General features: G+C 33.2%; 24 protein-coding genes. 4 read left to right on the forward strand and 20 right to left on the reverse strand.

From position 1 onward, the window contains the following. Nucleotides 1-6 precede the first annotated feature (6 nt). The 7 genes from AC13CQ_RS11950 to AC13CQ_RS11980 form a co-directional block, all read right to left on the reverse strand. On the reverse strand, nt 7-1,131 hold the full coding sequence (locus AC13CQ_RS11950; protein WP_008611143.1) for an efflux RND transporter periplasmic adaptor subunit: 1,125 nt from the start codon (nt 1,129-1,131) through the stop codon (nt 7-9). After that, entirely contained in the window at nt 1,131-1,643 is a 513-nt protein-coding gene (locus AC13CQ_RS11955; protein WP_474506803.1) for a GbsR/MarR family transcriptional regulator, read from the reverse strand. Before AC13CQ_RS11955 ends, AC13CQ_RS11950 begins: the two co-directional genes overlap by 1 nt. Nucleotides 1,644-1,732: 89 nt before the next feature. Then, the gene (locus tag AC13CQ_RS11960; protein WP_474507647.1) at nt 1,733-2,863 is read right to left on the reverse strand and encodes an AEC family transporter; all 1,131 of its coding nucleotides are present in this window, start codon (nt 2,861-2,863) and stop codon (nt 1,733-1,735) included. Continuing rightward, the gene (locus AC13CQ_RS11965; protein WP_008611146.1) at nt 2,863-4,062 is read right to left on the reverse strand and encodes a pyridoxal phosphate-dependent aminotransferase; all 1,200 of its coding nucleotides are present in this window, start codon (nt 4,060-4,062) and stop codon (nt 2,863-2,865) included. Before AC13CQ_RS11965 ends, AC13CQ_RS11960 begins: the two co-directional genes overlap by 1 nt. Before the next feature lie 192 nt (nt 4,063-4,254). Next, nucleotides 4,255-4,650, reverse strand: coding sequence for a hypothetical protein (locus AC13CQ_RS11970; protein ID WP_456867935.1), 396 nt, complete (start codon nt 4,648-4,650; stop codon nt 4,255-4,257). Between the two features lie 187 nt (nt 4,651-4,837). Then, complete coding sequence (pheS, locus tag AC13CQ_RS11975) at nt 4,838-5,857, reverse strand: phenylalanine--tRNA ligase subunit alpha (protein WP_008611148.1); 1,020 nt, start codon at nt 5,855-5,857, stop codon at nt 4,838-4,840. 223 nt (nt 5,858-6,080) lie between these two features. Next, nucleotides 6,081-6,437 carry a hypothetical protein gene (locus AC13CQ_RS11980; RefSeq protein ID WP_008611149.1) on the reverse strand — a complete coding sequence of 119 codons (357 nt, stop codon included), beginning with the start codon at nt 6,435-6,437 and terminating at the stop codon, nt 6,081-6,083. Nucleotides 6,438-6,540: 103 nt separating this feature from the next. Here AC13CQ_RS11980 and AC13CQ_RS11985 point away from each other — a divergent pair, with 103 nt between their 5' ends. Beyond that, nucleotides 6,541-7,029 carry a CvpA family protein gene (locus tag AC13CQ_RS11985; RefSeq protein WP_335587158.1) on the forward strand — a complete coding sequence of 163 codons (489 nt, stop codon included), beginning with the start codon at nt 6,541-6,543 and terminating at the stop codon, nt 7,027-7,029. A 280-nt stretch (nt 7,030-7,309) separates the two neighbouring features. Here the strand turns inward: AC13CQ_RS11985 and AC13CQ_RS11990 are convergent, their stop codons facing one another. The 12 genes from AC13CQ_RS11990 to AC13CQ_RS12045 all read right to left on the reverse strand — a co-directional run bounded on the left by AC13CQ_RS11990 (nt 7,310) and on the right by AC13CQ_RS12045 (nt 20,638). Further along, on the reverse strand, nt 7,310-7,936 hold the full coding sequence (locus tag AC13CQ_RS11990; RefSeq protein WP_008611151.1) for a carbonic anhydrase: 627 nt from the start codon (nt 7,934-7,936) through the stop codon (nt 7,310-7,312). Between the two features lie 41 nt (nt 7,937-7,977). Continuing rightward, nucleotides 7,978-9,558: a SulP family inorganic anion transporter gene (locus AC13CQ_RS11995; RefSeq protein ID WP_008611152.1), complete on the reverse strand. Its 1,581-nt coding sequence runs from the start codon at nt 9,556-9,558 to the stop codon at nt 7,978-7,980. Between the two features lie 185 nt (nt 9,559-9,743). Next, nucleotides 9,744-9,983, reverse strand: coding sequence for a hypothetical protein (locus AC13CQ_RS12000; RefSeq protein ID WP_008611153.1), 240 nt, complete (start codon nt 9,981-9,983; stop codon nt 9,744-9,746). A 142-nt stretch (nt 9,984-10,125) separates the two neighbouring features. Next, nucleotides 10,126-10,908, reverse strand: coding sequence for a tetratricopeptide repeat protein (locus tag AC13CQ_RS12005; RefSeq protein WP_335587155.1), 783 nt, complete (start codon nt 10,906-10,908; stop codon nt 10,126-10,128). Then, nucleotides 10,905-12,692, reverse strand: a complete 1,788-nt coding sequence (locus tag AC13CQ_RS12010) for a BatD family protein (RefSeq protein WP_008611155.1) — start codon at nt 12,690-12,692, stop codon at nt 10,905-10,907. The genes AC13CQ_RS12005 and AC13CQ_RS12010 overlap by 4 nt, the downstream gene beginning before the upstream one ends. 3 nt (nt 12,693-12,695) lie before the next feature. After that, nucleotides 12,696-13,646 carry a tetratricopeptide repeat protein gene (locus AC13CQ_RS12015; RefSeq protein ID WP_335587153.1) on the reverse strand — a complete coding sequence of 317 codons (951 nt, stop codon included), beginning with the start codon at nt 13,644-13,646 and terminating at the stop codon, nt 12,696-12,698. Beyond that, a complete protein-coding gene (locus tag AC13CQ_RS12020) occupies nt 13,636-14,685 on the reverse strand; it encodes a VWA domain-containing protein (protein ID WP_040879884.1) in 1,050 nt (349 codons plus the stop codon). The genes AC13CQ_RS12015 and AC13CQ_RS12020 overlap by 11 nt, the downstream gene beginning before the upstream one ends. A 9-nt stretch (nt 14,686-14,694) precedes the next feature. Continuing rightward, the gene (locus tag AC13CQ_RS12025) at nt 14,695-15,696 is read right to left on the reverse strand and encodes a vWA domain-containing protein (RefSeq protein WP_474506805.1); all 1,002 of its coding nucleotides are present in this window, start codon (nt 15,694-15,696) and stop codon (nt 14,695-14,697) included. A 2-nt stretch (nt 15,697-15,698) separates the two neighbouring features. Beyond that, nucleotides 15,699-17,360 carry a BatD family protein gene (locus tag AC13CQ_RS12030; RefSeq protein ID WP_474506806.1) on the reverse strand — a complete coding sequence of 554 codons (1,662 nt, stop codon included), beginning with the start codon at nt 17,358-17,360 and terminating at the stop codon, nt 15,699-15,701. 32 nt (nt 17,361-17,392) lie between these two features. After that, nucleotides 17,393-18,259 (reverse strand): DUF58 domain-containing protein, encoded by an 867-nt coding sequence (locus AC13CQ_RS12035; RefSeq protein ID WP_474506807.1) that lies wholly within the window; start codon nt 18,257-18,259, stop codon nt 17,393-17,395. 151 nt (nt 18,260-18,410) lie between these two features. Next, nucleotides 18,411-19,412 carry an AAA family ATPase gene (locus AC13CQ_RS12040; RefSeq protein ID WP_008611163.1) on the reverse strand — a complete coding sequence of 334 codons (1,002 nt, stop codon included), beginning with the start codon at nt 19,410-19,412 and terminating at the stop codon, nt 18,411-18,413. Nucleotides 19,413-19,564: 152 nt separating this feature from the next. Then, on the reverse strand, nt 19,565-20,638 hold the full coding sequence (locus tag AC13CQ_RS12045) for a DUF4382 domain-containing protein (protein ID WP_482882918.1): 1,074 nt from the start codon (nt 20,636-20,638) through the stop codon (nt 19,565-19,567). Between the two features lie 589 nt (nt 20,639-21,227). Between AC13CQ_RS12045 and AC13CQ_RS12050 the strand changes: the two genes are divergently transcribed. Together AC13CQ_RS12050 and AC13CQ_RS12055 are read left to right on the forward strand one after the other, a co-directional pair. After that, nucleotides 21,228-22,004 carry an SDR family NAD(P)-dependent oxidoreductase gene (locus AC13CQ_RS12050; protein ID WP_482882919.1) on the forward strand — a complete coding sequence of 259 codons (777 nt, stop codon included), beginning with the start codon at nt 21,228-21,230 and terminating at the stop codon, nt 22,002-22,004. Nucleotides 22,005-22,256: 252 nt separating this feature from the next. Further along, nucleotides 22,257-23,393 carry an ATP-binding protein gene (locus AC13CQ_RS12055; RefSeq protein WP_008611166.1) on the forward strand — a complete coding sequence of 379 codons (1,137 nt, stop codon included), beginning with the start codon at nt 22,257-22,259 and terminating at the stop codon, nt 23,391-23,393. A gap of 266 nt (nt 23,394-23,659) precedes the next feature. Here the strand turns inward: AC13CQ_RS12055 and AC13CQ_RS12060 are convergent, their stop codons facing one another. Then, the gene (locus AC13CQ_RS12060) at nt 23,660-24,604 is read right to left on the reverse strand and encodes a carbohydrate kinase family protein (protein ID WP_474507139.1); all 945 of its coding nucleotides are present in this window, start codon (nt 24,602-24,604) and stop codon (nt 23,660-23,662) included. A 51-nt stretch (nt 24,605-24,655) separates the two neighbouring features. Between AC13CQ_RS12060 and AC13CQ_RS12065 the strand changes: the two genes are divergently transcribed. Next, nucleotides 24,656-25,387 (forward strand): metallophosphoesterase family protein, encoded by a 732-nt coding sequence (locus tag AC13CQ_RS12065; protein ID WP_008611170.1) that lies wholly within the window; start codon nt 24,656-24,658, stop codon nt 25,385-25,387. The last annotated feature ends 122 nt before the right edge of the window (nt 25,388-25,509 follow it).

The following is a 25,509-nucleotide window of genomic DNA, read 5'->3' on the forward strand; positions in this document are numbered from 1 at the left end:
TTTTTGTTAGTTTCTAAATAATGTTTTTATCGGTTTTGTTATACTATCAAATGACGTTTCTTGTGGTACAATTTCAGCTCCATCTCTAAGTTTATCCACTCCTTTAGCCACTATAACATCTCCAATTTTAACACCAGATTCTACTACATATAAGTTTTCTATGTGGTCTGTAATTTTAATTACTTCAGATTTTACTTTATTATCACTTCCTACATGAAAAACTAATGTTTGCCCCTGACGCTCAAAAGTAGATTCTTGAGAAATAACAGGTACATCTGTATAAACGGTAGGGATTTGTATTACCCCACTGTTTCCATTTGTTAAAAGTCTTTCTGGATTAGGAAATGTAGCTCTAAAGCTAACTGTACCTGTATTTTGGTTTACTTGCCCTGTTACAGTTTTAATTTTTCCTTTATGCTTATATAATTCGCCATTAGCTAAAACCAAATTGATTTCTGGAAAATTGTCAAGTTTTTCCTGACGGGAATCTCCTTTTGTATTCTGAACAAAATCTAAGTAATCCTCTTCATTCATTGAAAAATAAGCATAAACTTCTTTTATATCAGAAACTGTTGTTAACGGTATTTGGTCACTCGGACTTACTAAAGTTCCTTCTCTATAAGGTATTGCCCCTACAAAACCATCAACAGGACTTTTAACCGTAGCATAATTTATATTAGCATTTATGGCGCTATAATTACTCTTTGCTTGTGCTAAATTAGCTTTGGCAGTTTCTAATTGAACTTCACTAATAATTCCCTTTTCTACTAGTGGCTTTAATTTATCAACCTCCACTTGGGCTACATTTACACTAGCTTGAGCAGCACCAGCATCTTGAGTTAAAGATTCTGTTTCTAAACGAAATAAAACTTGCCCTTTGCTAACTTGCTGTCCTTCGTCTACTAAAACATCTTTTATATAACCAGATATTTTTGCTCGAACCCCACTGTTTATAACCCCTTCTATACTTGTAGGATAGGTTTTATAACCAGTAATTTTTTTACTTTCTATCTTTACAGTAGGATAAGGCATTGCCTGAGCTGCTTGTTGCGCTTTTTCCTTCTTCCCACAACTTACAAGGACTATTGCAAAACCTACTAGGAATAGTTTAGAATATAATTTTGAACTCATTATTGTACTTGATTGACTGTTATTAAATTATTTTTTAGTTTACATAAATTTTCAATCATGGCATCCACAAACTCAATGTAGTGCTTATTGAAAGAAAGATCTTTTCTGTTTTTCATTGTTAATTTATCATCTGCTGATAATGTTTTTTCTCGATAATTAAGAACCTTAACATGCAGTTCTCGCTCTTTTTTCCAAGAATTAATTTTATCATCTAAACGATTTATCATATTATCAACCGAAGCCTTAAAATACCTTCTACGGTCTCCCGATTTTGTGTAATAACCAATCCTTCCCATCGACTGTAAAAGCTGAAGATTTGTTGAAAGCGAACTTTTACTCACTTGTAACTCTTCCAAAATCTCGTCAAAAGTTGCACCTTTATCTCCTGCTAAAGCTAAATACCCAAAGATTCTTGAAGACAGTGGAGATAGCATATCTTGACATTCAAAATACACTCCCATTTCTTCTATTAGCTCTTTTTTTAGCTTCATTAATTCTACATCTTCTATCATATTTTATAAATAAGATGCAAAACTACGTTTAGTTCGGTAATTACCGAACTAAACAGCAGTTAATAGTATGTTAAACTTTAGCTTAAAAATTAAGCGTTACTTTCAGAATATTTTTTTGAGGTAGTGGAGGAAGCTTTAATAAACGATTTAAAACTTTTGCAAATTACCACAAAAACACCTAAAAAACAGCATGTTAGACCTAATATTAATAAATTAAACACATCCGAAAATGTATTTCCTGCAGAGAGAATACATAATATTAGTAATGTAGAAATAGGTAATGAAAGTGCTAAAACTCCAATTGCAAAATTGGAATCAAATGTTTTAGCATTAGTGTTTTTATTTTTTTCTGAAGAATCTATTAAAGAAATATGTGCAAATGGCCAAAAACTACAAGCACTAAGAGCAAATGAAACTATTAAAAGAATAGTATTGCTATTTATTCCTCCAAACAGCATAGCTAACGAGGCAATTAATACAAGTATTACTCCTGCGCGTAACATTAATAAAGAAAATATTTGCACAAACTGCATTCGTTTAATTTTAAATGCCAAACCAATATAAATAAGTACTAATGGAGTCATAATAATACTTAGCCTTGAAAAGGTATCCTTAAAAAAACTAGGAAGCATAGTAAGGTTAACACCAAAAACTACAAAGAGTAAGGCGGCAAAAATAAAAATATTAACGGGTTCTTTTAGAATTGAAATAAATAGATTTTTAATCTTCCTTGAATTCCCAATAACTCCAACTACATCTTGATTGTTTTGATAGTACCATTTCATTGCAATAATATACAATACAACAAGTACAAAAACTTTATTTCCTAAATCTGCCATTGCAGCTTTAGCTAAATAATCGTCTCCTAAAAATTCTAATATAAACGGAAAAGACGATAAGCCAGGAGCAAGAGAAGGGACAAGCAACCTACTTGTTCTTCCTATGGCAGTATTTTTTTCAATCCCTACCAAAGGAAGCATTAAACCAGTAATAAAGTATAAAACTACATTTAATAAAATTGCTAAAAATGGAAGTGAAATTAATGCCATACTAATATTCACCTTTAATAAAGCAATAAAAATAGTGGCAGGCAATGCAAGGTTTAAAATTATTTTTTTTAACCCTGTAACTTCTTCTGGACTTTTAAACTTAAGCTTGAGTAGAAATCCTATTAAAATAAATAGCAGTAATGATATGGTTTTTTGTAAAGCAAACTCCATTAAACAAGTATTTGATTAATTGCCTCAGCAAAATATTTCATTTCTTCCGTTGTTCCCATACTCACTCTACACCAATCTTGATCCCAAAATTTAAAGGCCCTAACCACCACTTTCCTTTCATATATTTTATCAAGAAATTCGTCTCCTGCCATTTCTATAGGAAATAGAACAAAGTTTGTTTGAGATGGGAGGTAGGAAATATTTTTTTTCTCTAATAAATTGTAGGTAAATTGTTTTGCTTCAGTAATTTTTGACTTACAATCTTCCACAAAATCAACATCGTCTAAACTAGCATTGGCAGCAGCTATTGTAGGCCCTGTAATTCCCATTCCACCTCTAGTAATTTTATTAATTTCATCTAAAGAATTCTTATTTCCTAACATATATCCAATGCGCAGTCCAGCCATTCCATATATTTTGGAAAAAGTACGAGCTACAAACACATTTTTTCCTTTTGCAACCAGAGGAGCCATGCTATTATTTAACCCACCTTCTGACAATTCTATATAAGCTTCATCAATAAAAATAGGAACCTTGTCTGATACGCGATCACAAAAATCATAAAGCTTTTTGGTGTCTGTTAATGTTCCTGTTGGGTTATTAGGATTTGTAATGTACACTAACTTTGTATCTGCATCTATAGCAGCTTCCATAGCATCTAGATCGTGTTGAAAATCTTTAGTGAGCTTAATAGGCTTCCAATTGCCGCCTGAAGCTTTTGCTACTTGAACCAAAGACATATAACAAGGGTCTCCACTAATAACATTTCCTCCATCTCTAAAATAAACCAAGGCGGTTTTCTCTAATAAATCAGACGACCCAGGTCCCATCATAATATTATCTGTAGTAACTCCTTCTTTTTGCGCTATTTTTCCTACTAATTCTCCTAAAGACCGCCATGAATAATGATTCCCTTCTGTAACAGCCTCTTGAAAGGCCTTTGATGCTTTTAAGGATGGTCCATATGGATTTTCATTCCATACCAATCTAGCTTTTACCGTACTTAAATCTGGAAATCTAGGGGGAGTAAACTCTTTAAAGCTAGTTAAATTGGAATTAAACATAAAAGGCTGTTTATTTCCATGCGCATAATCTGCCGTTGCACTCCATAAATCTATTGGTGTTAAAGCTAATGCTCCAGCAGCTAATGCTCCTTTTTTAAACCATTCTCTTCGGCTATTATTCTTTAGGTTTTTCATTTCTTGTAGATTAATTAAGTTAAGTTGCTACAAGTTATAGCAGACTAACAAAATTTCCTATGAGAAAAAATTAAAACCGAAGCTGTTAAATTTTAATATTTATAAAATAAAACGGATATATTGTGATATTTTAATCATAAATGTTAAAAACAAGATTATTTCATCTCAATTTTAACATTAAAAAGAAGTGACTTAATTCGCCAAAACACCTGCTATTCCTAACACAGGAACAGCAACCTCATTGCTCTCTGAAATCTGATACTCGTTAAAAAGGAATTTTTTTTCGTATAATTTATTATCAGCAAAAAAAGTAAGAAAAAACTCGTTTTTCAGTTTAAAAACCTCCTCTTGGATAAGTTCTACTTTCCTAAAAGATTTAGCTTCCAAATCTCCAAGTCCATGGCGCATAGTTGTAGTTTTTAACGCTTCTCCATAACCTTTAGAAACCAAAATAGTTCCTTCTATTGCACTTTCCCTATTATTTATAAGATAGATATACCAAGTTTTTGAAAGGTGCTTTTCGTCCCACTCATTTACAGCAGCAACATAAACTTCTTCAGCAATAGGGATTTCTATATCTTTTTTCATGTTTTATTTATCGTTTTAACGGTTACATGGAACCTCCAAATAATCATTCTGCTATGTGTCTAAAAATATAGACATAGATATTTATTATAAGTAAAATACCTCGGAACAATTCACGGGGCATTAAAAGGAAAAACCAAAAACATTCCAAAGCAAGCTTCGGAGCATTCAAATTTCGATTATTGAGTAATTATAAAACAGATTTAAATTGTTTTAAGAAACGGATATCGTTTTCACTAAGCATTCTAATGTCCGAAATTTGATGCAACAATAAAGCAATTCTATCTATCCCCATTCCAAAGGCAAATCCAGAATATTCTTTAGAATCAATTCCACAATTTTCTAACACATTAGGGTCTACCATTCCGCAACCCATAATTTCCAACCATCCTGTACCTTTGGTCATTCTGTAATCGGTTTCGGTTTCTAAGCCCCAATACACATCTACCTCAGCACTAGGTTCTGTAAATGGAAAATAAGATGGACGTAAACGAATCTTAGACTTCCCAAACATTTCTGTAGTAAAATACTGTAGAGTTTGTTTTAAATCGGCAAACGAAACTCCCTTATCAATATACAATCCTTCTACTTGATGGAAAAAGCAATGCGACCGAGAAGAAATAGCCTCATTTCTAAAAACACGCCCAGGAGAAATCGTTCTAATTGGCGGTTTATTATTTTCCATATAACGCACTTGCACAGACGACGTATGCGTACGCAATAAAACATCCGGATTAGTTTGCACAAAAAACGTATCCTGCATATCTCTAGCAGGATGGTATTCTGGTAAATTTAATGCCGTAAAATTATGCCAATCGTCTTCAATTTCTGGCCCTTCAGAAACATTAAATCCAATCCGAGAAAATATATCAATAATTTGATTTTTAACAATAGAAATTGGATGTCTTCCTCCCAATTCCAATGGCATTGCAGGTCGCGTTAAATCGCCATACAAATTTTCTGTAGGCTGAGCACTCTCTAAAGCTTCTTTTAAAGAATTCACCTTTTCCTGTGCAGTATTTTTTAACTGGTTAATTACCTGTCCAAATTCTTTCTTCTGCTCATTAGGAACATTCTTAAATTCAGCAAAAAAGTCATTTAAAAGTCCTTTTTTTCCTAGATATTCAATTCTAAATGCTTCAACCTCATCTAAAGTAACCGCTGTAAAGCCTTTTACTTTCTCAATATGTTCCTTAATAGTATCAATCATAACCATTTTTTCTTTGGAAGGGCAAATTTAAAGATTTCTAAAGAATATTTGCCGTTTCCTTCAACTTATAATTCTTTTTTAGAAGCTTTTTAGCTTGCGAAAATATAAATCGCTGTTTCCCGCTTTCCCCACTACACGGCTGTTTGTCTCTGCCAAACAGACGGGGTAGTTGGCTCAATCGGGGCTAGCAGCTATAACTAGCGCACTCTATATTGTTTTTTTACTATTCTATATAACCACTATCTGTAAAATACTGTACAATAGCTTCTTTCATCAAAACCGACTGTTCTCCTGCTTTTAGAGTAGGTAATTGCTCTTTCATTACATAATGTGGCCAACCATCATCATCAAAAAAATCAAACTCATAATATCCATAAGGCTCTAAAAGTCGGCAAATAGCAATATGCATTAAATTAAGCTTTTCGTCCTTTTTAAACTTTCTATTAAGTTGCCCAAGCTCTTGAACTCCTATTAAATAAATAATAGCATCAAGCTCTAATTCATCCCCATCTGCAAATTGATTTGAGAGTTTTCCAACCAACAAATCCCATTTCATTTTTAAAACCTCGTCTCTTGCCATTTTATAATTTTGTGCAAAAGTAAGAAGATAATTTTTCTATTAACATCATAGCATTTTAATTTCTAAAAATCTAAAATGTATATTTGTTAAAATGATTTTCTGAATGAATTACATTGACATCGTTTTAGGCGGACTTATTATCTTCGGAATTGTACGCGGATTTATGAAAGGGCTTTTTATAGAAGTAGCCTCCTTAGTTGCTCTTATTCTTGGAATCTATGGCGCCATCCACTTTTCATATTTTGTGGGCGACTTCCTTCAAGAAAAAGTCGACTGGGAACAAAAATACGTTAGCCTTACTGCCTTTGCTATCACTTTTATCATTATAATATTAGCTGTCTCTCTTATAGGAAAACTACTTACAAAAATTGCTAATTTAGCTGCTTTAGGCTTATTAAATAGATTCTTTGGAGCTGCTTTTGGCGGATTAAAAATAATAGTAATTCTAGGGGCTATTTTAATTTTTATAGACAGAACCAATCAAACTATTGAGTTTATAAAGCAAGAAACTATAGACAACTCAGCTACCTATAAACCCGTTAAAGAGATTGGAGGCTTTGTTTTTGATTGGGTGCTTAGAGAAACTTCCTAAAATATTAAATATAGTATCTGAATAAAGATACAAGACCCTATACTATAGGAGAAAAGAATAAATTATAGTTCCCACAAGTTATTATTTATAGAGGAAATTTTTCGTTTCTTTTCTATTTTAAACAAAAAAATGGCTGTTTAAAAAGTAATTTATAATTGTTAAAACTAAGCTTTTCGAAGTTTTAAACAACTAATACTCAAAAGCATCCTTCAACAAGCTCAGGATAACATTTAAAGTTTAGATACTTTTTAGACAGCCACTTCAATTATTAAATGGTAGCTTAATCTAAATGATAGATTTCCATAATATTTTTCAAAATACCATCTAAATCAATCTTTAAGTCAATTAATTTTCCAGTATGAATATCAAATACCCAACCATGAACTTTAAGTCCTCTACTACGAACCGCTTTTTGTACAGTTGCAGTTTTAATAAGGTTTACACATTGCTCTTGAACATTTAACTCCACTAAACGGTCGTAACGCTTATCTTCATCGTCAATAGCATTTAATTCGGTTTTATGTAAACGGTATACATCTCTAATATTTCTTAACCATGGATTTAAAATTCCTAAATCTGCCGATTGCATAGCTGCTTTTACACCTCCACAAGAAAAATGTCCACAAACCACTACATGGTTTACTTTTAAATGGTTAACGGCGTAATCTAATACAGACATTGCATTCAAGTCTGTTCCTACAACCATATTTGCAATGTTTCTATGAACAAAAACCTCACCTGGCTGTAAACCCATTAAATCCTCTGCAGTTACCCTACTATCAGAACAACCTATGTATAGTAACTCTGGACTTTGTCCTTTTCCTAAATCTTCAAAATAATTTGAATCTACATCAAGTTTAGATTCAATCCACTTTTTATTATTGTCAAATACCTTATCTAAATTCATTCTAATATTTTTCTTAAAATTAAACTTTTTTATATAATTTATTAAGCTGCTTCGCTATTTTTTGCTCTAAAAAATGAAGTGTAATTTTTAGGGTTGTACACAACTCCTTTGTTGGAAATTAACTTAACTTCTATATTTTTATCTTTCGCTTTAATAGCAAAATCATCTAGAATTTCCAAAATGTCATAGTTCAATCGTAGCGTTTTTGTAACATCTAACTCCAGAAGAGTATCATTTGGCAACGCATTTAGCTCTTTCAGAATTGCTCCTTTATTCAGAAAAGAAATCTCTTCTGCTAAAGTCATTTTTACAATATGACTCCCTTCATCTGTTTTCTCAATATGTAAGAAGTGTGAGTTTTGATAGTTCTTTATTAAAATCATTGTAATCCCTACAGCCAATCCTAATCCTATTCCCATTAATAAATCTGTAAACACTACTCCTAAAACAGTTACAATAAAAGGAATAAATTGTTCTTTTCCCAACTTAAACATCTGCTTAAACAATGCTGGTTTTGCTAATTTATAACCTACAATAAGTAAGATTGCCGCTAATACAGCAAGTGGTATTTTATTAAGTAATAATGGAATTAAAATTACAGATCCAAGGAGCAACACTCCATGAATAATTGCCGATAATTTTGTTTTACCTCCCGATTGAAGGTTAGCAGAACTACGCACAATAACTTGTGTAATTGGAAGTCCACCTATAAATCCAGAAACAATGTTTCCTGCTCCTTGTGCAAAAAGCTCTCTATTGGTAGGTGTTGTTCTTTTTTCTGGATCCATTTTATCTGTTGCTTCCACACACAAAAGTGTTTCTAAACTTGCTACAATCGCAATTGTAACACCAGTTACCCATACTTGCGGGTTTGTAATTGCTGCAAAATTAGGAAACGTAAACTGCCCAATAAAATCTGAAGCACTTTCTGGTACAGGTACCGATACTAAATGGTCTGTAGCTATTCCAAAACTAGAGTTAGAATCTACTAACATATAATATAAAATCCCAACAATTACGGCTACTAATGGCCCAGGGATAATTTTAAATATATCGTGTTTCTTTGATAATACTTTTTCCCAAAACAGTAAAATAAACAACGAAATGCACGTTACTAAAATGGCTCCTGGAGAGATAAAATCTAACATAGAACCTAATGCCGAAAACGTATTCTCACCATCTAATTGGAAAAAATCTAAATCTCCCTCATAATCGGAATCATATCCAAAAGCATGCGGTATTTGCTTTAAAAAAATAATAACCCCTATGGCAGCCAACATCCCCTTAATTACAGATGAAGGAAAATAATACCCAATAATACCTGCCTTTAAAACACCTAAGAGAATTTGAATTACACCTCCAATAATTACCGCAACTAAAAAATTCTCAAATCCTAAAGAGGCTATTGCAGCTAAAACAATAACTGCCAATCCAGCTGCTGGTCCACTTACTCCAATGGAAGAACCACTTATACTACCAACTACAATACCTCCAACAATACCAGCTATTAAACCAGAAAATAAAGGGGCACCACTGGCTAATGCAATCCCTAAACACAATGGTAGGGCTACGAAAAACACGACAAGACTCGCCGGTAAATCATTTTTTAGATGTTTAAACATAACTAACTATATTTTTGTTTTCACAAGAGGTGAAAACTTATTAAAATTTTACTTAAAATTTGCGTGAAAAACGTGTAGGTAATCAGATTTTAAATAGAATAATAAACAATAGTTAGCATATTGGAAATAACCCAATTTTTACTCTTAAAGTAGAAACTATTGGAAATAATATTCCTTAAATCTAATTAGGAAATATATTCTGGAGGTGGAATAATAACATCCATCACTTGACTATAGTGATGTTTTACGAAGTAATGGTAATTTTTTCTTTTTGTAATAATCTGAGAAATATAAAAACCTTCCTCTTTTGGGTAAGGTAACTCTTTGAGTTCTTTTAATTCACTGCTAGTATTATTGTCCTTCTTCTCTTCTTCTGTCATACTATAAAAGTAGGATACGTCTGCATCTTTCTCAACAACAGTCAATATAGCTGGAGTTATTAAGAAGGAGCAAAATATAAAGAGGAAAAAACCCACAAATATTTTCTTATTCGTATTCAATACTGACAATTAATTAACATCAATAACAAATATAATGTTTGTTACTGAATTATCTGTTAAGGATTTTTTAAAAGTCTTTAATTTCTTTTAAATCAGTATCGGGTAGCCAACCTATTTTACCATCTGCTAGCTTAATCTTTTTCCAACCTCCTAAGGTTTCCAAAATATTAACTTTAGTCCCTTCATGCAATAAAAATACCTCGGTGCTGCCCATATTAGGTTCTGACATTACAGAAGTTTCTTTAGCAAAAATTATGGCAGGTTTTCTATTGTTTTCTACTCCGTATTGGTAATATGAAAAACCATAACTAGCTATAGAAAATAACAGGAATAAAATACTTAGCGCAAAATAAATCCGCTTTCTTGTATGGTAGCTAGCAAAGTAATACAGTAAGAAACCAACAACAAACAACACCATAAATAAAATAGACAGAATAGCCCATGTATTGTATGATAATTTAAAGATTATATTGGTGGCTAATTTTGCTAAACCAGTTTGCGGCATCACATCAATAGCATCTACCGTCATGTTTTCTGCAAAGTGCAAATTATTTTTAATATCTGCATCATTAGGAGAAAGCAAGAGAGCTTTTTCATAATAATAGATACTTGGTGCTATTTGATTTAATTTATAATATCCATTGGCTAAATTATAATAAAGAGCAGCAGAATGAACTCCACTTTGAGATACCTCAAGATATTTTTCTATTGCTTTTTGATATTTCCCCTCGTTGTATAAATCGTTACCTTGCTTAAACACCGCTTCATTTTGGGCTACCCCAACATAAGCTGTCAATAAAAACAACGTAAAAACAAATCCGCTAAGTAAACTTTTACAAGCCTTCATCATGATTTAAACTGTTTATCGATTAACGAAATAACTTCGGCTGCTTTATTGTAATCGCTTTGCATTTCTGCTGTTGTACTTGGAGAATACCTTGCCAATTCACAACTTTTTAGTAATGCTATAAAATTATCTACCCCCTGCTTTTCTACATTTTTAGAAAGTAGTAATTCACTTATTTTTTCTTTACTAAATTCAGACGTTACCAACTTCAATTTTGCTCGTAAGTAATTATGTAGCGCTCTTTCTAAAGATTCGTAGAATGCCTCTTTATTACCAAGATTTCTTTTTGCTTCTGATAAATATTTCTTAGCCAACTTATTAGCCTTTCTAACTCTATTGCCAACTACATCTCCAGCCATAGCTGCTCTTTTCTTCCCTATTAAAATAGCAATAGGAATTAAAAGTAAAGGAACTAGTAGCAATATATAATACAAAATAGAACCGAAGAAAACAGAAGCTTCTTTAGCATATAAATTGGTGTCTAATTTTATAAATCTAAATTGGTCGCCCAAGGTAGCTATAGGTTGCTTATTGATAGCATCACTATCTCTGGTCGCTTCATTTGCTACCGCAGCACTGGACGGTCCTTCATAAACATTTATTAGGGATTGTTGTGAAGTAACTGTTTTGTATTTCTCTTCTTTAGGATCAAAATAAGAGAATGCTACGCCAGGAATAGGATACTTCCCTTTGAATTGCGGAACAATAGTATAATTGTCGGAAATTTTTCCGCTCATTCCAGATAAATTCGTAGAAACATTTTCTTCATGTTCAGGCTCATAAACCTCCAACGAACTTGGAAGCGTAAGCTTTGGCAAGTTAAAAAGTTTTAAGTTTCCTTTTCCAGTTACCTGAATTTTAGCAGTTAAAGATTCGTTCGCTTTTAAATCGGATTTTGAAGTAATTACATCAAAATCAAATTGTCCAACAGCACCTGTAAATCCTGCTGGTTTTCCAGCCTCTGGAAGTGGTTTTACTTTAATAATACGTTGCCCAGCAGTAACTGTTTTATTAGTTTGCGTAAACAATCTTCCGCCAAAAACATCTCTCCTATTAGTTGGAACATCTACAGTTACATCCAATGAGAGCGGTTCAATTTCTAAAGAGCCCGTTTTTTGAGGATATAATACTACACGTTTTAAAACCACATAACGGTATTGTTTTCCTTCGTACAAACCATTCTCTACCTGAAATCTGGTAACTTTTATATCTTGAGACCAAAAATTATTATACGTTGGATTTGCCTTCGGAAGAAAATTAGAAACATTAATGCTTGGACTCACATACAATTTGTAAACCACACTTACTGCCTCATTTAAATACGGACTCCCATTAGATACCTCAGCTACTAAATGCAAATTATCATCTGCAATATCATCGGCAGAAGGCGGCGCATTCGGGTCGTTAACCGCTTCGGTTACCTCTATTTTTATAGGCGTTGTTTTATACGTATTTCCTTCTATTTCAACTTTAGCCTGCTGAATTGTAAAATTCCCTTTGGACAAAGGTGTTAAAACGTAAGAATACGATTTTGAAAAAGAACGTTTTCCATTTACCCAAGAATGACTAACAGATTGATTTGGCCCCATTAAAACTCTAAAACCTTCAAAAGAAGGTGGCACAAAATTATCGCCATCCTTATTCATGCTAAATTCTACACGTAAGCGCTCATTTACGCCAAGTTTTTTCTTACTAGCATTGGCCTCAAACTGCACTTCTTCCTCTTGAGAGAATAAAACTCCCGAGAAACATATAAAAAAAGTAAGTATTAAAAATTTAATTTTCATTTTTTACCAATCTTTTTCAGATTTTACTGGTGCTCCTTTTACTTTTTCAGCATTTATTTTTTCTTGAACTTTCTTTTCTTCGTTGTTCATCGCCTCCAAAATATTTTTTACCTGCTGAGGTGATAATTGATTAGGACGAGGTTGTTGCTGTTGCTCTTGAGGCTTATCTCCAGGATTCTGCTTTTGATCTTGCTTATCGTTCTTTCCTTCGTCTTGTTTTTGATCTTCAGGATTCTCGCCTTGCTCGTCCTTATTGTCGCCTTCATTATTTTTATCATCTTCCTTCCCTTGATCGTCTTTTTTTTCATCTCCCTCATCCCCATCTTTCTTATCCTGATTGTCTTTATTATCCTGATTCTGATCTTGGTTATCTTTATTCTCGTCTTGCTTATCGTCTTTATTTTGATCCTGATTATTCTTATTTTCGTCTTGCTGTTTCTTTAGCATTTCTTTTGCCAATGCTAAGTTATAGCGAGTTTCTTCATCCGCTGGATCATTTCTCAACGCTTCTTTATAAGCCTCTACCGCCTTTTGATATTCTTTATTTTTCATAAATACATTCCCTAAATTATGGTATGCACTATGTTTTTCTTCTTTAGTTTTTGCAGTAGTTCCAGCCTCTTTATAACGCATAAAGGCCTCTCCCATACTTTCTTGCTTATAATACACATTTCCTAAGTTGTACTTTGCTTTTGCATTGTCCGAACTTTTAGAAACTGCTTTTCTATACTCCATTTCTGCTGCAATAGCATCAGAACTCTCTTCAAGCACTTCATTTCCTTTATAAGTATACTCAACAGATTCATTTAAAGCTTTTTGCTTAGCCTTTTCTATCGATTCTGTGTCTTGTGCTTTTACTACTGAAAATGAAAAAAGTCCCAAAATAGCTAAAAAAATCATTTTTCCGCTAACAGAAATCTCTTTTATGCTGATAATTTTTGTGTTACTTTTCATCTTTCTTCGTTTCATTAAACAAGTTTAACTTCTGAATCCAAACTGTTTTTCTTTCCAATAAGAAAATATCTAGAAACAAGAACAAAATTGCAGCTGCAATAAACCACTGAAACTGATCTTTAAAATCGGCATATTGCTTGGATTCAAATTCAGTTTTATCCATTTTTGTTAACGTATCCGTTACAAAATCAATTACAGATTCGGTATTTGATCCGTTAATATATTCCCCATCTCCTTCCGAAGCTATTTCTCTTAAAACAGTTTCATTAAGCTGTGTAATTACAACCTCTCCCTGCTGGTCTTTTTTATAAGAATCTATAATTCCATTTATTCTGATAGGTATCGGACCTCCTTTTTTGGTTCCTACACCAATGGTAAAAATTTTTATCCCTGCTTTTTCAGCTTTTTCTACAGACTCTAATGCCATATCCGAATGATCTTCTCCATCGGAAATTAAAAACAAGACCCTATTTGTCTGATCTTGATCGTCATAATACGTAGTTGCCAAATCAATAGCCTCATTTATGGCTGTTCCTTGAGACGACATCATATCTGTATTCATGCTCTGTAAAAACATTTTCCCTGCCGCATAATCTGTTGTAATTGGCAACTGCGGATACGCCTGTCCCGCATATGCAATAATCCCTATCCGATCGCTCGCCAAATTATTTATAATCTCAGAAACTATTCGCTTTGCTTTTTCCAATCTGTTGGGAGCAATATCTTCTGCCTCCATACTTTTTGAAACATCAATAGCAAAAACAATATCTACCCCTTCTCTTTTAACTGTTTCAAGCTTTGTGCCAATTTTAGGATTTACCAAAGCAATTGCCAAACATGCAATTGCTAGCATAATAAACACCAACTTTAGCAACGATTTAAACGTTGATTTGTTTGGACTTAATCTTTCTAATGATACCGCATTGGCAAACTTTTTCTGAGTTCTTTTTTGCCAAAACTTAAACCCTAAAAAGAGCAATAACAATACTGGAATTAAAACCAGTACGTAGAAATATATTTTTTCGTCTAACTGATATATATCCATAACTTATACAAAACTTCTAAAAACAGTATATCTCAATAAATATTCCAACATTAAGAGTCCGCATGCTAAAAGTGCAAACATTCTAAACTCCTCTTCATAATTGTAATATTTAAACTCTTCAATATCGGTTTTTTCTAATTTATTAATCTCTTCGTAAATCTCCGATAGCTTTTCATTATCGGTAGCTCTAAAATAAACCCCTCCAGTTTTTTCTGCAATATCTTTAAGCAAAGCTTCATCAATTTCTACCTTACTCATTCCATATCTAAAACTTCCATCAGGATTGTATGCAATTGGAGACAACGCCATCCCATTACTTCCCAATCCAATGGTATAGGTTTTTATTCCATACTCAATTGCCAAACTTGCAGCAGTTTGCGGCTCTATAAATCCAGAGTTATTCACTCCATCGGTTAGTAAGATAATTACTTTGCTTTTAGCCTTGCTATCTTTTAATCTATTTACAGAAGTAGCTAATCCCATTCCTATTGCTGTTCCATCCTCTAATTGTCCGTATTTAATATCGTTTAAAGAGCGTAGCACAATAGCTTTATCACTTGTAATAGGGGTTTTAGTAAAACTTTCTGCTGCATAAACCACCAGCCCAATACGGTCGTTAACACGTTCTTTTATAAAGTCCGCAGCTACTTTTTTTAAGGCAGTTAGTCTGTTTGGTTTTAAATCTCGTGCTAACATACTTGAAGAAACATCAATAGCCATTACAATATCTATTCCTCGTGTAGTTTTAGTACGTGTTGAAATATCTTCTTTTTGTGGTCTTGCCATTGCAACAATCAAAGCTGATAACGCCAATAATCTTAAAACAAATAACAAAGGTTTTAATTTAGCCAGCATTGAAGGCGCTCCTTTAAAGCCTTTTATACTCGATATTTTTAAAGAAGCTGTTTCTTTTTTTCGTTTAAAAAAATACCAAACAATAGCCACTGGAAGCATTAAAAACAACCAGAAAAATTGTGGATTTGCAAATTGTATATTTTCAAACATAATTAGCTTTCTGTTTTAAAATCTATAGAATTGGTAATTTTCTCAACAATCTGTTCTGCATAAAGATCATCTTTAGGATACACCATAATTAGCTGCTGAAACCCTCCATTTTGTACAAAACTGAGAATAACATACGCTGCTTCTCTGGTTTTTTTACTTTCTGGGTTGTCTATTTCCAGTGTTCCAAATACTTTATTCCCTTTCTTTCCTGTTGGTGTAACTACCTCATCTTGTTTTACAACCATATTTTTAGCTCCCGCTTCTTCCACTTTTGCCAAAGCAGCATCTATTGCTTTTTTAGCATCAAAATCGGCTTCCTTTTTATAAGTAGAAATGGTAGCTTGAATATAAAAATTACTTTGCAAGCCTCCATATTCAAAGACCTGATAACTATTTGTTCCAGCGCCTTCTATACTTTTCGGGATTTTATTATTTCGTTTAAGCACTTTTGGAGTTTCTAAATAAATAGCTGGAAACCCATAAGAACTTCCTACCCATTGCTCCTCTAATAAAGATTTTGTTGGGTGACCAAAAACAGAATCTTTTACATTACTAAAGCCATATTTGTAGGTAAAAATTCCAGCCACAATAATTAAAACTCCAATTCCAGCCGCAATTGCATATTTAATTTGCTGTTGCTTCTTTTTACGTTTAAAATTGGCTACATATTCTTCTTGCTCCATTAGCTCTTCCTCTGTTGGTTCTGGAAGCGCTTCTTTAGTTTTAACAACTATTTGTTCTATTGATTTTCTATCGCGATCAATAGCAGAATTTTCTGGAGTGTTTTTTGCAAATTTTACTAAATCGGCTGTTTGAAGTACATTTTTAAACTGACTAATAGTATCGTTATCTATTTTTAAACTTCCAGCATCTCTAAGCATTTCCATTTTGGTAATTAATTCGTCGGTGGTGCTTTCTAAAGCCGAAATATGTACATCTTCTTCTAAATAAGAACGTACAATATTTGTCAATTCAGAATAGTATTCTTTGTATTCAGACTGAATTAGATATTTTGATTCGTCTAGTTTTTTTAATTCCGCAATGGCACGATCGTATGGCGGAAGCAATGCTATTTTTTCTTCTTGTGTTAATGGTTTTTTTCTGAAAACAAACCAATATAATAAGCCTCCTACAATAGCAGCAATAACAAGTCCTCCTAACACCCATTTCCACCAATCGCCAAATGGTTTTTCTACCTGCGCTAAGCCTTTAATGTCGTACATTTTTTGCTTAGTAGTATCTACCACAACTGTATTTACTTCAATCTTTAAAGAATCTGTAAAATAAGGCTTATTGTTAATCATTACCTGTTGACGCGGTAGGGTATAGGTCCCAGAATCAAATTGCGTTAATGCATATTTTTTTATTAAGTTGAATTTATCTTGATTGATTAGCGTATCTGTAGGCAAGGCTTCTACTACTTCTAGCGGCATAAAAGTCTGTCCTTCTGGAAAAATTACCTGCGAAGTTGTATCTGCTTCAACTTCAAAAGTAAAATGAATTTGCTCTCCAATTTTTATAGAAGTAGAATCTACCGAAGATTTTACCTGAGGGGTAGACTGTGCAAAAGCAATACAGGATAGGCAATAGAACACAAGCAACAAAATGCTCGACTTTTTGTTAAGCAACCTATTAAACGTATTCTTAAATATTAAATTAATCATTTTTTTCAAATTTCCTGATAGTAAGATTTGGCTTATCCTCTTCGTTTAAAATATCCTAATAATTTTTTTACATAACTCTCATCAATCCGACTACTAATTACGCCTGCTCCACTTTTTGTAAATACCGTTTGGTAATAATTTACACGATCTAAATAATATTTGACATATTGATTTCTAACAGTTTTAGATTTTGTATTTACCAACATAAGCTCGCCAGTTTCGGCATCTTCCATTTGTACAAAACCAATATTAGGAATGCTTTCTTCTTTTTCGTCGTAAATTCTAATTCCTGTAATATCGTGTTTATTGGCGGCTATTTTAAGTGCATGCTCATATTTATCTGACATAAAATCGGACAGTACAAAAGCAATTACTTTTTTCTTACTAACACTCGACATGAATTTAAGCGCTCCATTGATATCTGTGTTTTTATTTTTTGGCTGAAATTCTATCAACTCTCTAATAATTCTCAACACATGAAACCTACCTTTTTTTGGAGGAATGTATAATTCTATTTGGTCTGAGAATAATATCAATCCTATCTTATCGTTATTCTGCATAGCAGAAAATGCCAAGGTGGCCGAAATTTCTGTAATGATATCTTTTTTGAATTGATCTGTAGTTCCAAAAAGTTCCGACCCAGAAACATCCACCATAAGCATCATGGTGAGTTCTCGTTCTTCTTCAAAAACTTTAATAAAAGGCTCGTTATAACGCGCAGTTACATTCCAATCGATATTTCTTACGTCATCTCCAAATTGATAACTCCGCACCTCGCTAAATGTCATTCCACGACCTTTAAAAGTAGAATGATATTCTCCTCCAAAAATATGGTCGCTCAACCGACGCGTTTTAATCTCTATTTTCCTAACCTTCTTTAGTAGCTCTTTAGTATCCATTTTTCGATTTAAAAATCAACTACCTCGAGGCAAGCCAACGAAGTATTTAAACGAAACAAATTTAACTTATTTCGACGCTGAGCGTCGGGATTTGAAATCTTTAATTCGCAACAATCATTCATTGCAAATCATTAATAGCTATTCCAAAATCCTATGGAACCTCTATTTCGTTTACGATCTTGTTAATAATTTCCTCAGAAGTAATACTTTCCGCTTCCGCTTCATAAGTAATTCCAACTCTATGACGGAGTACATCGTGTACAACGGCTCTTACGTCTTCTGGAATTACATACCCTCTACGCTTAATAAATGCATAACATTTTGCAGCCATTGCCAAGTTGATACTTCCCCTTGGAGATGCTCCAAAACTAATAAGTGGTTTTAAATCTGATAAATTATATTTCTCTGGATAACGTGTTGCGAAGATGATATCCAATATATATTTTTCAATTTTTTCATCCATATAAACCTCTCTTACCGAAGCTTGCGCTCTTAATATTTGGTCTATAGAAACTACTTGATTTACTTTATTGAATTCTCCCTTTAAATTAGCACGAATAATAAGTTGCTCTTCGTCTAATTTTGGGTAATTAATAACTGTTTTCAGCATAAAACGGTCAACCTGTGCTTCTGGCAATGGGTAAGTTCCTTCTTGCTCCACAGGGTTTTGAGTAGCCATTACTAAAAAAGGTTTGTCTAAAATAAAAGTCTCATCTCCAATAGTAACTTGCTTTTCTTGCATTGCCTCTAGCAAAGCAGACTGTACTTTTGCTGGTGCACGGTTAATCTCATCTGCCAATACAAAGTTTGCAAAAATTGGACCTTTCTTAATAGAAAAATCATTATCCTTCATATTGTAAATAAGTGTTCCCACCACATCGGCAGGTAATAAATCGGGAGTAAATTGCACCCTGCTAAAACTTCCATGCACTGCTTTTGCAAGTGTATTAATTGCTAAAGTTTTTGCTAATCCAGGAACTCCTTCTAATAAAATATGTCCTTGACCTAAAAGACCAATCAACAATCTTTCTACCATGTGTTTTTGACCAACAATAACCTTGTTCATTTCCAAGGTTAATACATCGATAAAAGCACTTTCTTTTTCAATTTTTTCGTTAATAGCGTTAATATCCAACGTAGTATTTTGCTCCATTTATGTTAATTTTTTGAGGCATCAATATAACACCATCTATATTAGGACGCAAATTGAAAATTTATTTAGACTGTGGCTGTTAACAATAGGTTAAAAAATTAAGAGTAGCCTAAAGATTAGACTACTCTTAATATATTTTTATGGATTTTTAACTATTCTAAGGTAATATCGCCTAAAGCAGTAGCTTCTCCGTCTACAACTTCTACAGCTGTAATCTCCTTAATGTTAAAAGCAGAACCTTCTGCTGGTGTTAGTGTTAAAACATATGTACCAGCAGGAACCCCTTCTAGTGTAAACACTCCTTCTGCATTTGTATCAGCAGAAACAATTTCTTCATCTACCACAATAGATGCTGTAACTGTAGCATCGGCATTTACAACTGTTCCTGAAATACTTCCACCAGAAATTTGCATTAATTCAATAGCTCCAATATCTGCAACTTCTCCATTTTCTACTGCTACCTCTTCCACTGTTGCTTCGGCATAACCAGAAGCCTCATCTGGAGTTAGCATAACGTTATACGTTCCAGCAGGAACTCCGTTTAAAACAAAAAGTCCTTCCTCGTTTGTATAGGTTGAAATAGTATCTTGATCTGCAACCACCCAAGCCAATGTCTGGAAATCTACTGGGGTAACAGCTCCCATAATTCTCCCTGAATTAACTACTGTACTTGCATTAATTACAGGTTTTAAAATAATATTATCTGAATTCCCAGCGTCAACAATCGACTTATCTGCATCAAAGTCAAGAATTAATTCATACGTATAACCGCCTTCTAATTCTGTATCTTCAAGCTTTATTTTTAATCCAGATTGTTGTGCGCTTGGAGTTTTTAAAGGGAACTCCTCTCCATCAATTACAACTGTATTATTATCTCCTAAAACAAGTCTAATTTGTTCTACTTCTCCAGCAGGAATTTCGTTATCTGCAAGTACAACACTTGCTCCTCCTGTTAACTCTAATAAGTCATAAACTCCAGCGTTTATTTCTCCTATAGTTTCCCAACCACCTTCTTCATCGTCGGTTCGGTTAATCATAACATCTTGAATGTCAATATTTACCTTCTCGTAATCTCCAGGGGCATCTACTAATTTAACAGTTACTTTAGCCATATCCGAAGAAGGCACATCGCTACCATTATTGTCGTCGTCGCTACAACTTGCAGCTACAAATAAAACTGCAAAAGCCATTAATACTCTTTGCGATAATTTTTTAAGATTTTTCATCATTGGGTTTGTTTATTGTTAATTTTTAATTCCTAAAACCTCTTGCGCAAGCGGTCTCTTTTTTATTTACGCCTGTAAAAGAAACTATAGATGTTAATAAATGTTAATATTGTAAAACTGTTTTATTGTGCAAAAACTTCACTTTTTTACTGAAGTAAATTTTAAGCTGCAATTAACTACCTCGAGGTATTCAAAGAAAAAATATTTGACTCATTTCGATGCAGACCACTTTATCAAACATAGACAGGCTTTAGCGGAATCAAATCTTGATTATTAAGTAAAAACTGTTGAAACTTTATAATTCCTAACTACATTTTTTACACACGGATATTTTATGTTTATTTTTAACTTCTGAAACTTCTTGTAGAGGGATTTATTACAACTGAAGTAATCACCTCCAAAAAAGAAAGAAGCGAAGGTTTATTGGAATAATGATTCTTTAATCAACTACCTCGAGGCAAGCCTACGAGTATTCAAAAGAAAATAATTTAACCCATTTCGACGTAAAGCCCTTCGATAAACTCAGGACAGGCTCTGGGGAATAAAACCCTCAATGGGGGATTTAATTATAAAAGATATTGAAAACTAAATGTTTAAATTTATTGATGTGAAAGATAAAATTGCACTTATAACAGGAGCTACAAGTGGAATAGGAGAAGCCACAGCAAAATTATTTGCTAACCATGGAATCCATTTAATTCTATGTGGAAGAAGAGAGGAACGTTTGGAAAAACTTAAACAAGAGCTTTCTTCAAAAGTAAAAGTCCATACCCTGAAGTTTGATATCCGAAACAAAGAGCATGTTTTTGAAGCTATTAAAAGTATTCCTTCAGCATTTAAAAAAATAGATATTTTAATAAACAATGCAGGAAATGCGCACGGACTATCCCCTATTGACAAAGGAGAAATTTCCGACTGGGAAGCTATGATAGATATTAATGTAAAAGGACTTTTATATGTTTCTAAAGCTATTGTCCCTACTATGGTGGGGCAAAAATCTGGACACATTATTAATATTGGCTCTACAGCCGGAAAAGAAGTATACCCAAATGGAAATGTATATTGCGCTAGTAAACATGCCGTAGATGCTATTAACCAAGGAATGCGAATTGATTTGCATGCGCATGGAATTCGTGTTGGCGCTATCAATCCAGGGTTGGTAGAAACAGAGTTTAGCCAAGTACGCTTTAAAGGAGATACCGAAAAAGCTGATGCGGTTTATAAAGGATTCTCTCCACTAAAGCCAGAAGATATTGCAGATATTATCTACTTTACTGTTTCTAGACCAGCACATGTTAATATTGTCGACCTTATTGTAATGCCAAGCGACCAAGCTACAAGTACAATTGTAAATAAAAATAATTAGACCTTCTAAGGCAACACAATAACTATTATGTCTTGATCCACTAAAATAAAATCTGCTAACTAGGGCAAATACAAAAGTATTCAGACAAAAAAACTTTAATCCATTTCGATGTAAAACACTTCGATATACTCAGAACAGGCTCTGGGAATTAAACCCTTGATGAAGGATTTAAAAACTAAAAGAGTTATCCGCTTTTAGTTTATAAATCTACTTTATATCTTTAATGTCAAACAATTAAGGATACCTTGTCGGATGATTAATAAACGCTTGCTCGTAAAAAACCTATTGGCTCATAACGACGAAAACAGTTTTTATGACAAAAAGCGCTTTATAAATATTGGAGATAAAGAAGGCAAAGCAAAGTTTATTAAACACATTTGTGCGCTTGCAAACTCTAACCCCAACAACAATTCTTTCATTGTTGTTGGGGTAGAAGACGAAGACAATAAAATTGTTGGTGTTGACTTTTTTGACGATAGTAAAATTCAGAATTTAGTAAATGCGTATATCGAAAATGCACCTTTTGTTTCCTATGAAAACATTTATTTCCCAGACCTCCCCGAAGGAAAAGTTGTAGGTTTGGTTACCATTCGTTCATCTGGAAAATTGGCGGCTCTTAAAAAAAACATCTGGAAATATTGGGGCGGAAGTGTATTTTTTAGAGATGGTAGCATTAGCATGCCTAAAATTTTTGATATCGAAATAAAAGACACCAACTCTACCATTGTTAACGAAATAGAACAACACGCCAAAAACAATATTGAGCTTACTTTAGATGGCGTTATTGATTTTATAAATAACAAACACCGCGATTTAGAATCCGATTACAAAGTATTTAAAGAACAATTTGTAGTTTGTTGGGCAGGAAATATCAAAAAAGTAGATTCTAAAATCTATTATTCTCGTGTAGATATTGAACTAATAAATGAGCAAGTAAAGCTTTTTTATTCCGCTTTAGATGAAGTAGAAATCTCGTATAACGATAATTCCTTTTCAATAACAGAATATGTTCAATTAGGACTCAACACTAACAAGAAATTTTATCCTCTTGAAAAAGTAGAAATTCGTTTTAACAATAATGGCTCCTATAAAATTGATAGCACCCTAATTTTCGATCCACCGCAATACGACCGAAAAATGTTATATCATATATTTAACACCAACAATACTATTTTAGAAAAGCTCAAAAAAGGACTCCCATTAAATCCCCGCGATGAAAAAGATCTAAAAAATATTCCTGCAACCCATCTTATTTGTTATTTAAACGGTTTTTCTGGTGCCAAACAAATGCTAGAAGACTACCGTTGGTTTGTAAAAGACCACAATAAAGAAGTGTACGCTTCTCTTAAAGAAGCATTGAGAATTCTTAGAAAGGTTCAATATTCTTAGTTTATAACAACTTCCTTTTTGGTTAACCATCTTTTTATATAAAAAAACATAATGTCCAAGTAAAAATACAAGACCGCTTCGCTATAAGAAAAAAAGAGCAAGAGGTCTATTTTGAAAACCTCATTTAAACCTTTTCAACGTAGAACCCTTAGATATACTCAGAACAGGCTCTAGGAATAAAACTCTCAATTAGGGATATAAGTCATTCCAACATAACACCTTTTTAATGAACTTATATTTAACTTTGAGACACCCCCTTTAAGAGATTAAAAACCGATTTGACTAGCAGTTGGCAATGCATTTATAGCCCCAAATTGTGTGGTAGTAATTGCACCAGCCTTATTTGAAATAGCAATCATCTTTTGGATTTTATTATAATCTTTCAATACAGTTTCCAAATTCTCTTCTAAAGAAAGTTGATATAAAAAACACCCTACAAAAGCATCTCCGGCTCCAGTAGTATCCACAGGATTTACTTTTGTACTTTCTATAATAATAGTTTCATTTTCCATACTTAAAAAAGTTCCTTTGCTTCCTAAAGTAACCGTAAGGAGTTTAATTCCATGCTTATGAAAAATCTGAGAAGCTTCTAATAATGTTTCTTTTCCGGATATTAACAACGCCTCTTCCTCACTAAATTTTGCAAAATCAGCTTTTTCAATAAAAGGAATACATTTTTTTATAAATTCATTTTCTCTTCCCTTCCATAAGTCTGCTCTAAAATTAGGATCAAAACTTATAAAAGCATTTTCTTTAACTGCATCAATTAAATAAGCTGTATAAGCCTCCTCTAAGTCCCCTCCTAAAAAACAGGTTGCTGCACCAAAATGTACTATCTGGTTTTTAAATTGAGTGGCTAACTTCTTAGTGTAATTTAATTCTTTATCTGCTCCTCTATTAAATACAAAATCGCGTTCCCCATTAGCAGCTATAGAAACAAAAGCCAATGTTGTAAAGATGTTTGAACGCTGTAAATTCTTAATTCCCACCTCATTTTTTTGAAGTGTTTCAGCTAAAAAATCTCCAAAAGCATCATTCCCAACACAACCCACAAACTCACTTTTCCCTTTCAATTTTGCAATTGCCGCTGCTACATTTGCTGGCGCTCCTCCTGCTTTTTTAGTAAACTCCTTAGCTTTAGATAAATCTGCTCCTTGGTTTTCAGCAACAAAATCAATTAGCAATTCTCCAATACAATAAACTTTTTTCATTCCAATCATAAGTTGTAATTTCACCATAAATATACTCTAAAAAGTAATTTCATGACAAAAAGAACGCTTGTAATTGGCGATATTCACGGTGCTTTTCGTGCTTTAGAGCAAGTTTTAGAACGTGCAAATGTAACAGAAAACGATACCCTTATTTTTTTAGGCGATTATGTGGATGGATGGAGCGAATCGCCTCAAGTTATTGACAAGCTCATTGAATTAAAAAGTTCCAATGCCTGTGTTTTTATCAAAGGAAATCATGACGCTCTTTTTTTAGATTGGCTAACAAAACAAGACGATAATGAACTATGGTTATTCCACGGTGGAAAAGCTACTGTTGATGCCTACCAAGAGCTTGATAAAACTAAAATAGACCTTCATATTAGGTTTTTAGAATCGCTTAATAATTATCATTTAGATTCAGAAAACCGACTTTTTGTACACGCAGGATTTACCAATTTACACGGTGTTACTAAAGAATATTTTCCAGAAATGATGTATTGGGATCGTTCGCTTTGGGAAATGCTTTTAGCTATGGATAAAAATTTATCAGAAGAAAATCCATTTTATCCGCAGCGATTAAAACATTATAAAGAAATATACATTGGTCATACCCCAACAATAAGAATTGGACAAACTACCCCCATAAATATTGCCAATGTTTGGAATATGGATACTGGCGCTGCTTATAAAAGTCCGCTAACCATAATGGATATCAACACCAAAGAATATTGGCAGAGTGACAATGCAAACGAACTTTACCCTGAAGAAACTGGTAGAAATTAAAAGGGCTGTCTAAAAAATATCTAAACTTTAAAGTCATCCTTCAACAAGCTCAGTTTGACACCATTTCGACAAGCTCAGTTTGACACCGTTTTGACAAGCTTAATTTGATACCATTTCGAGCT

Source organism: Galbibacter sp. L-19 (assembly GCF_056857615.1).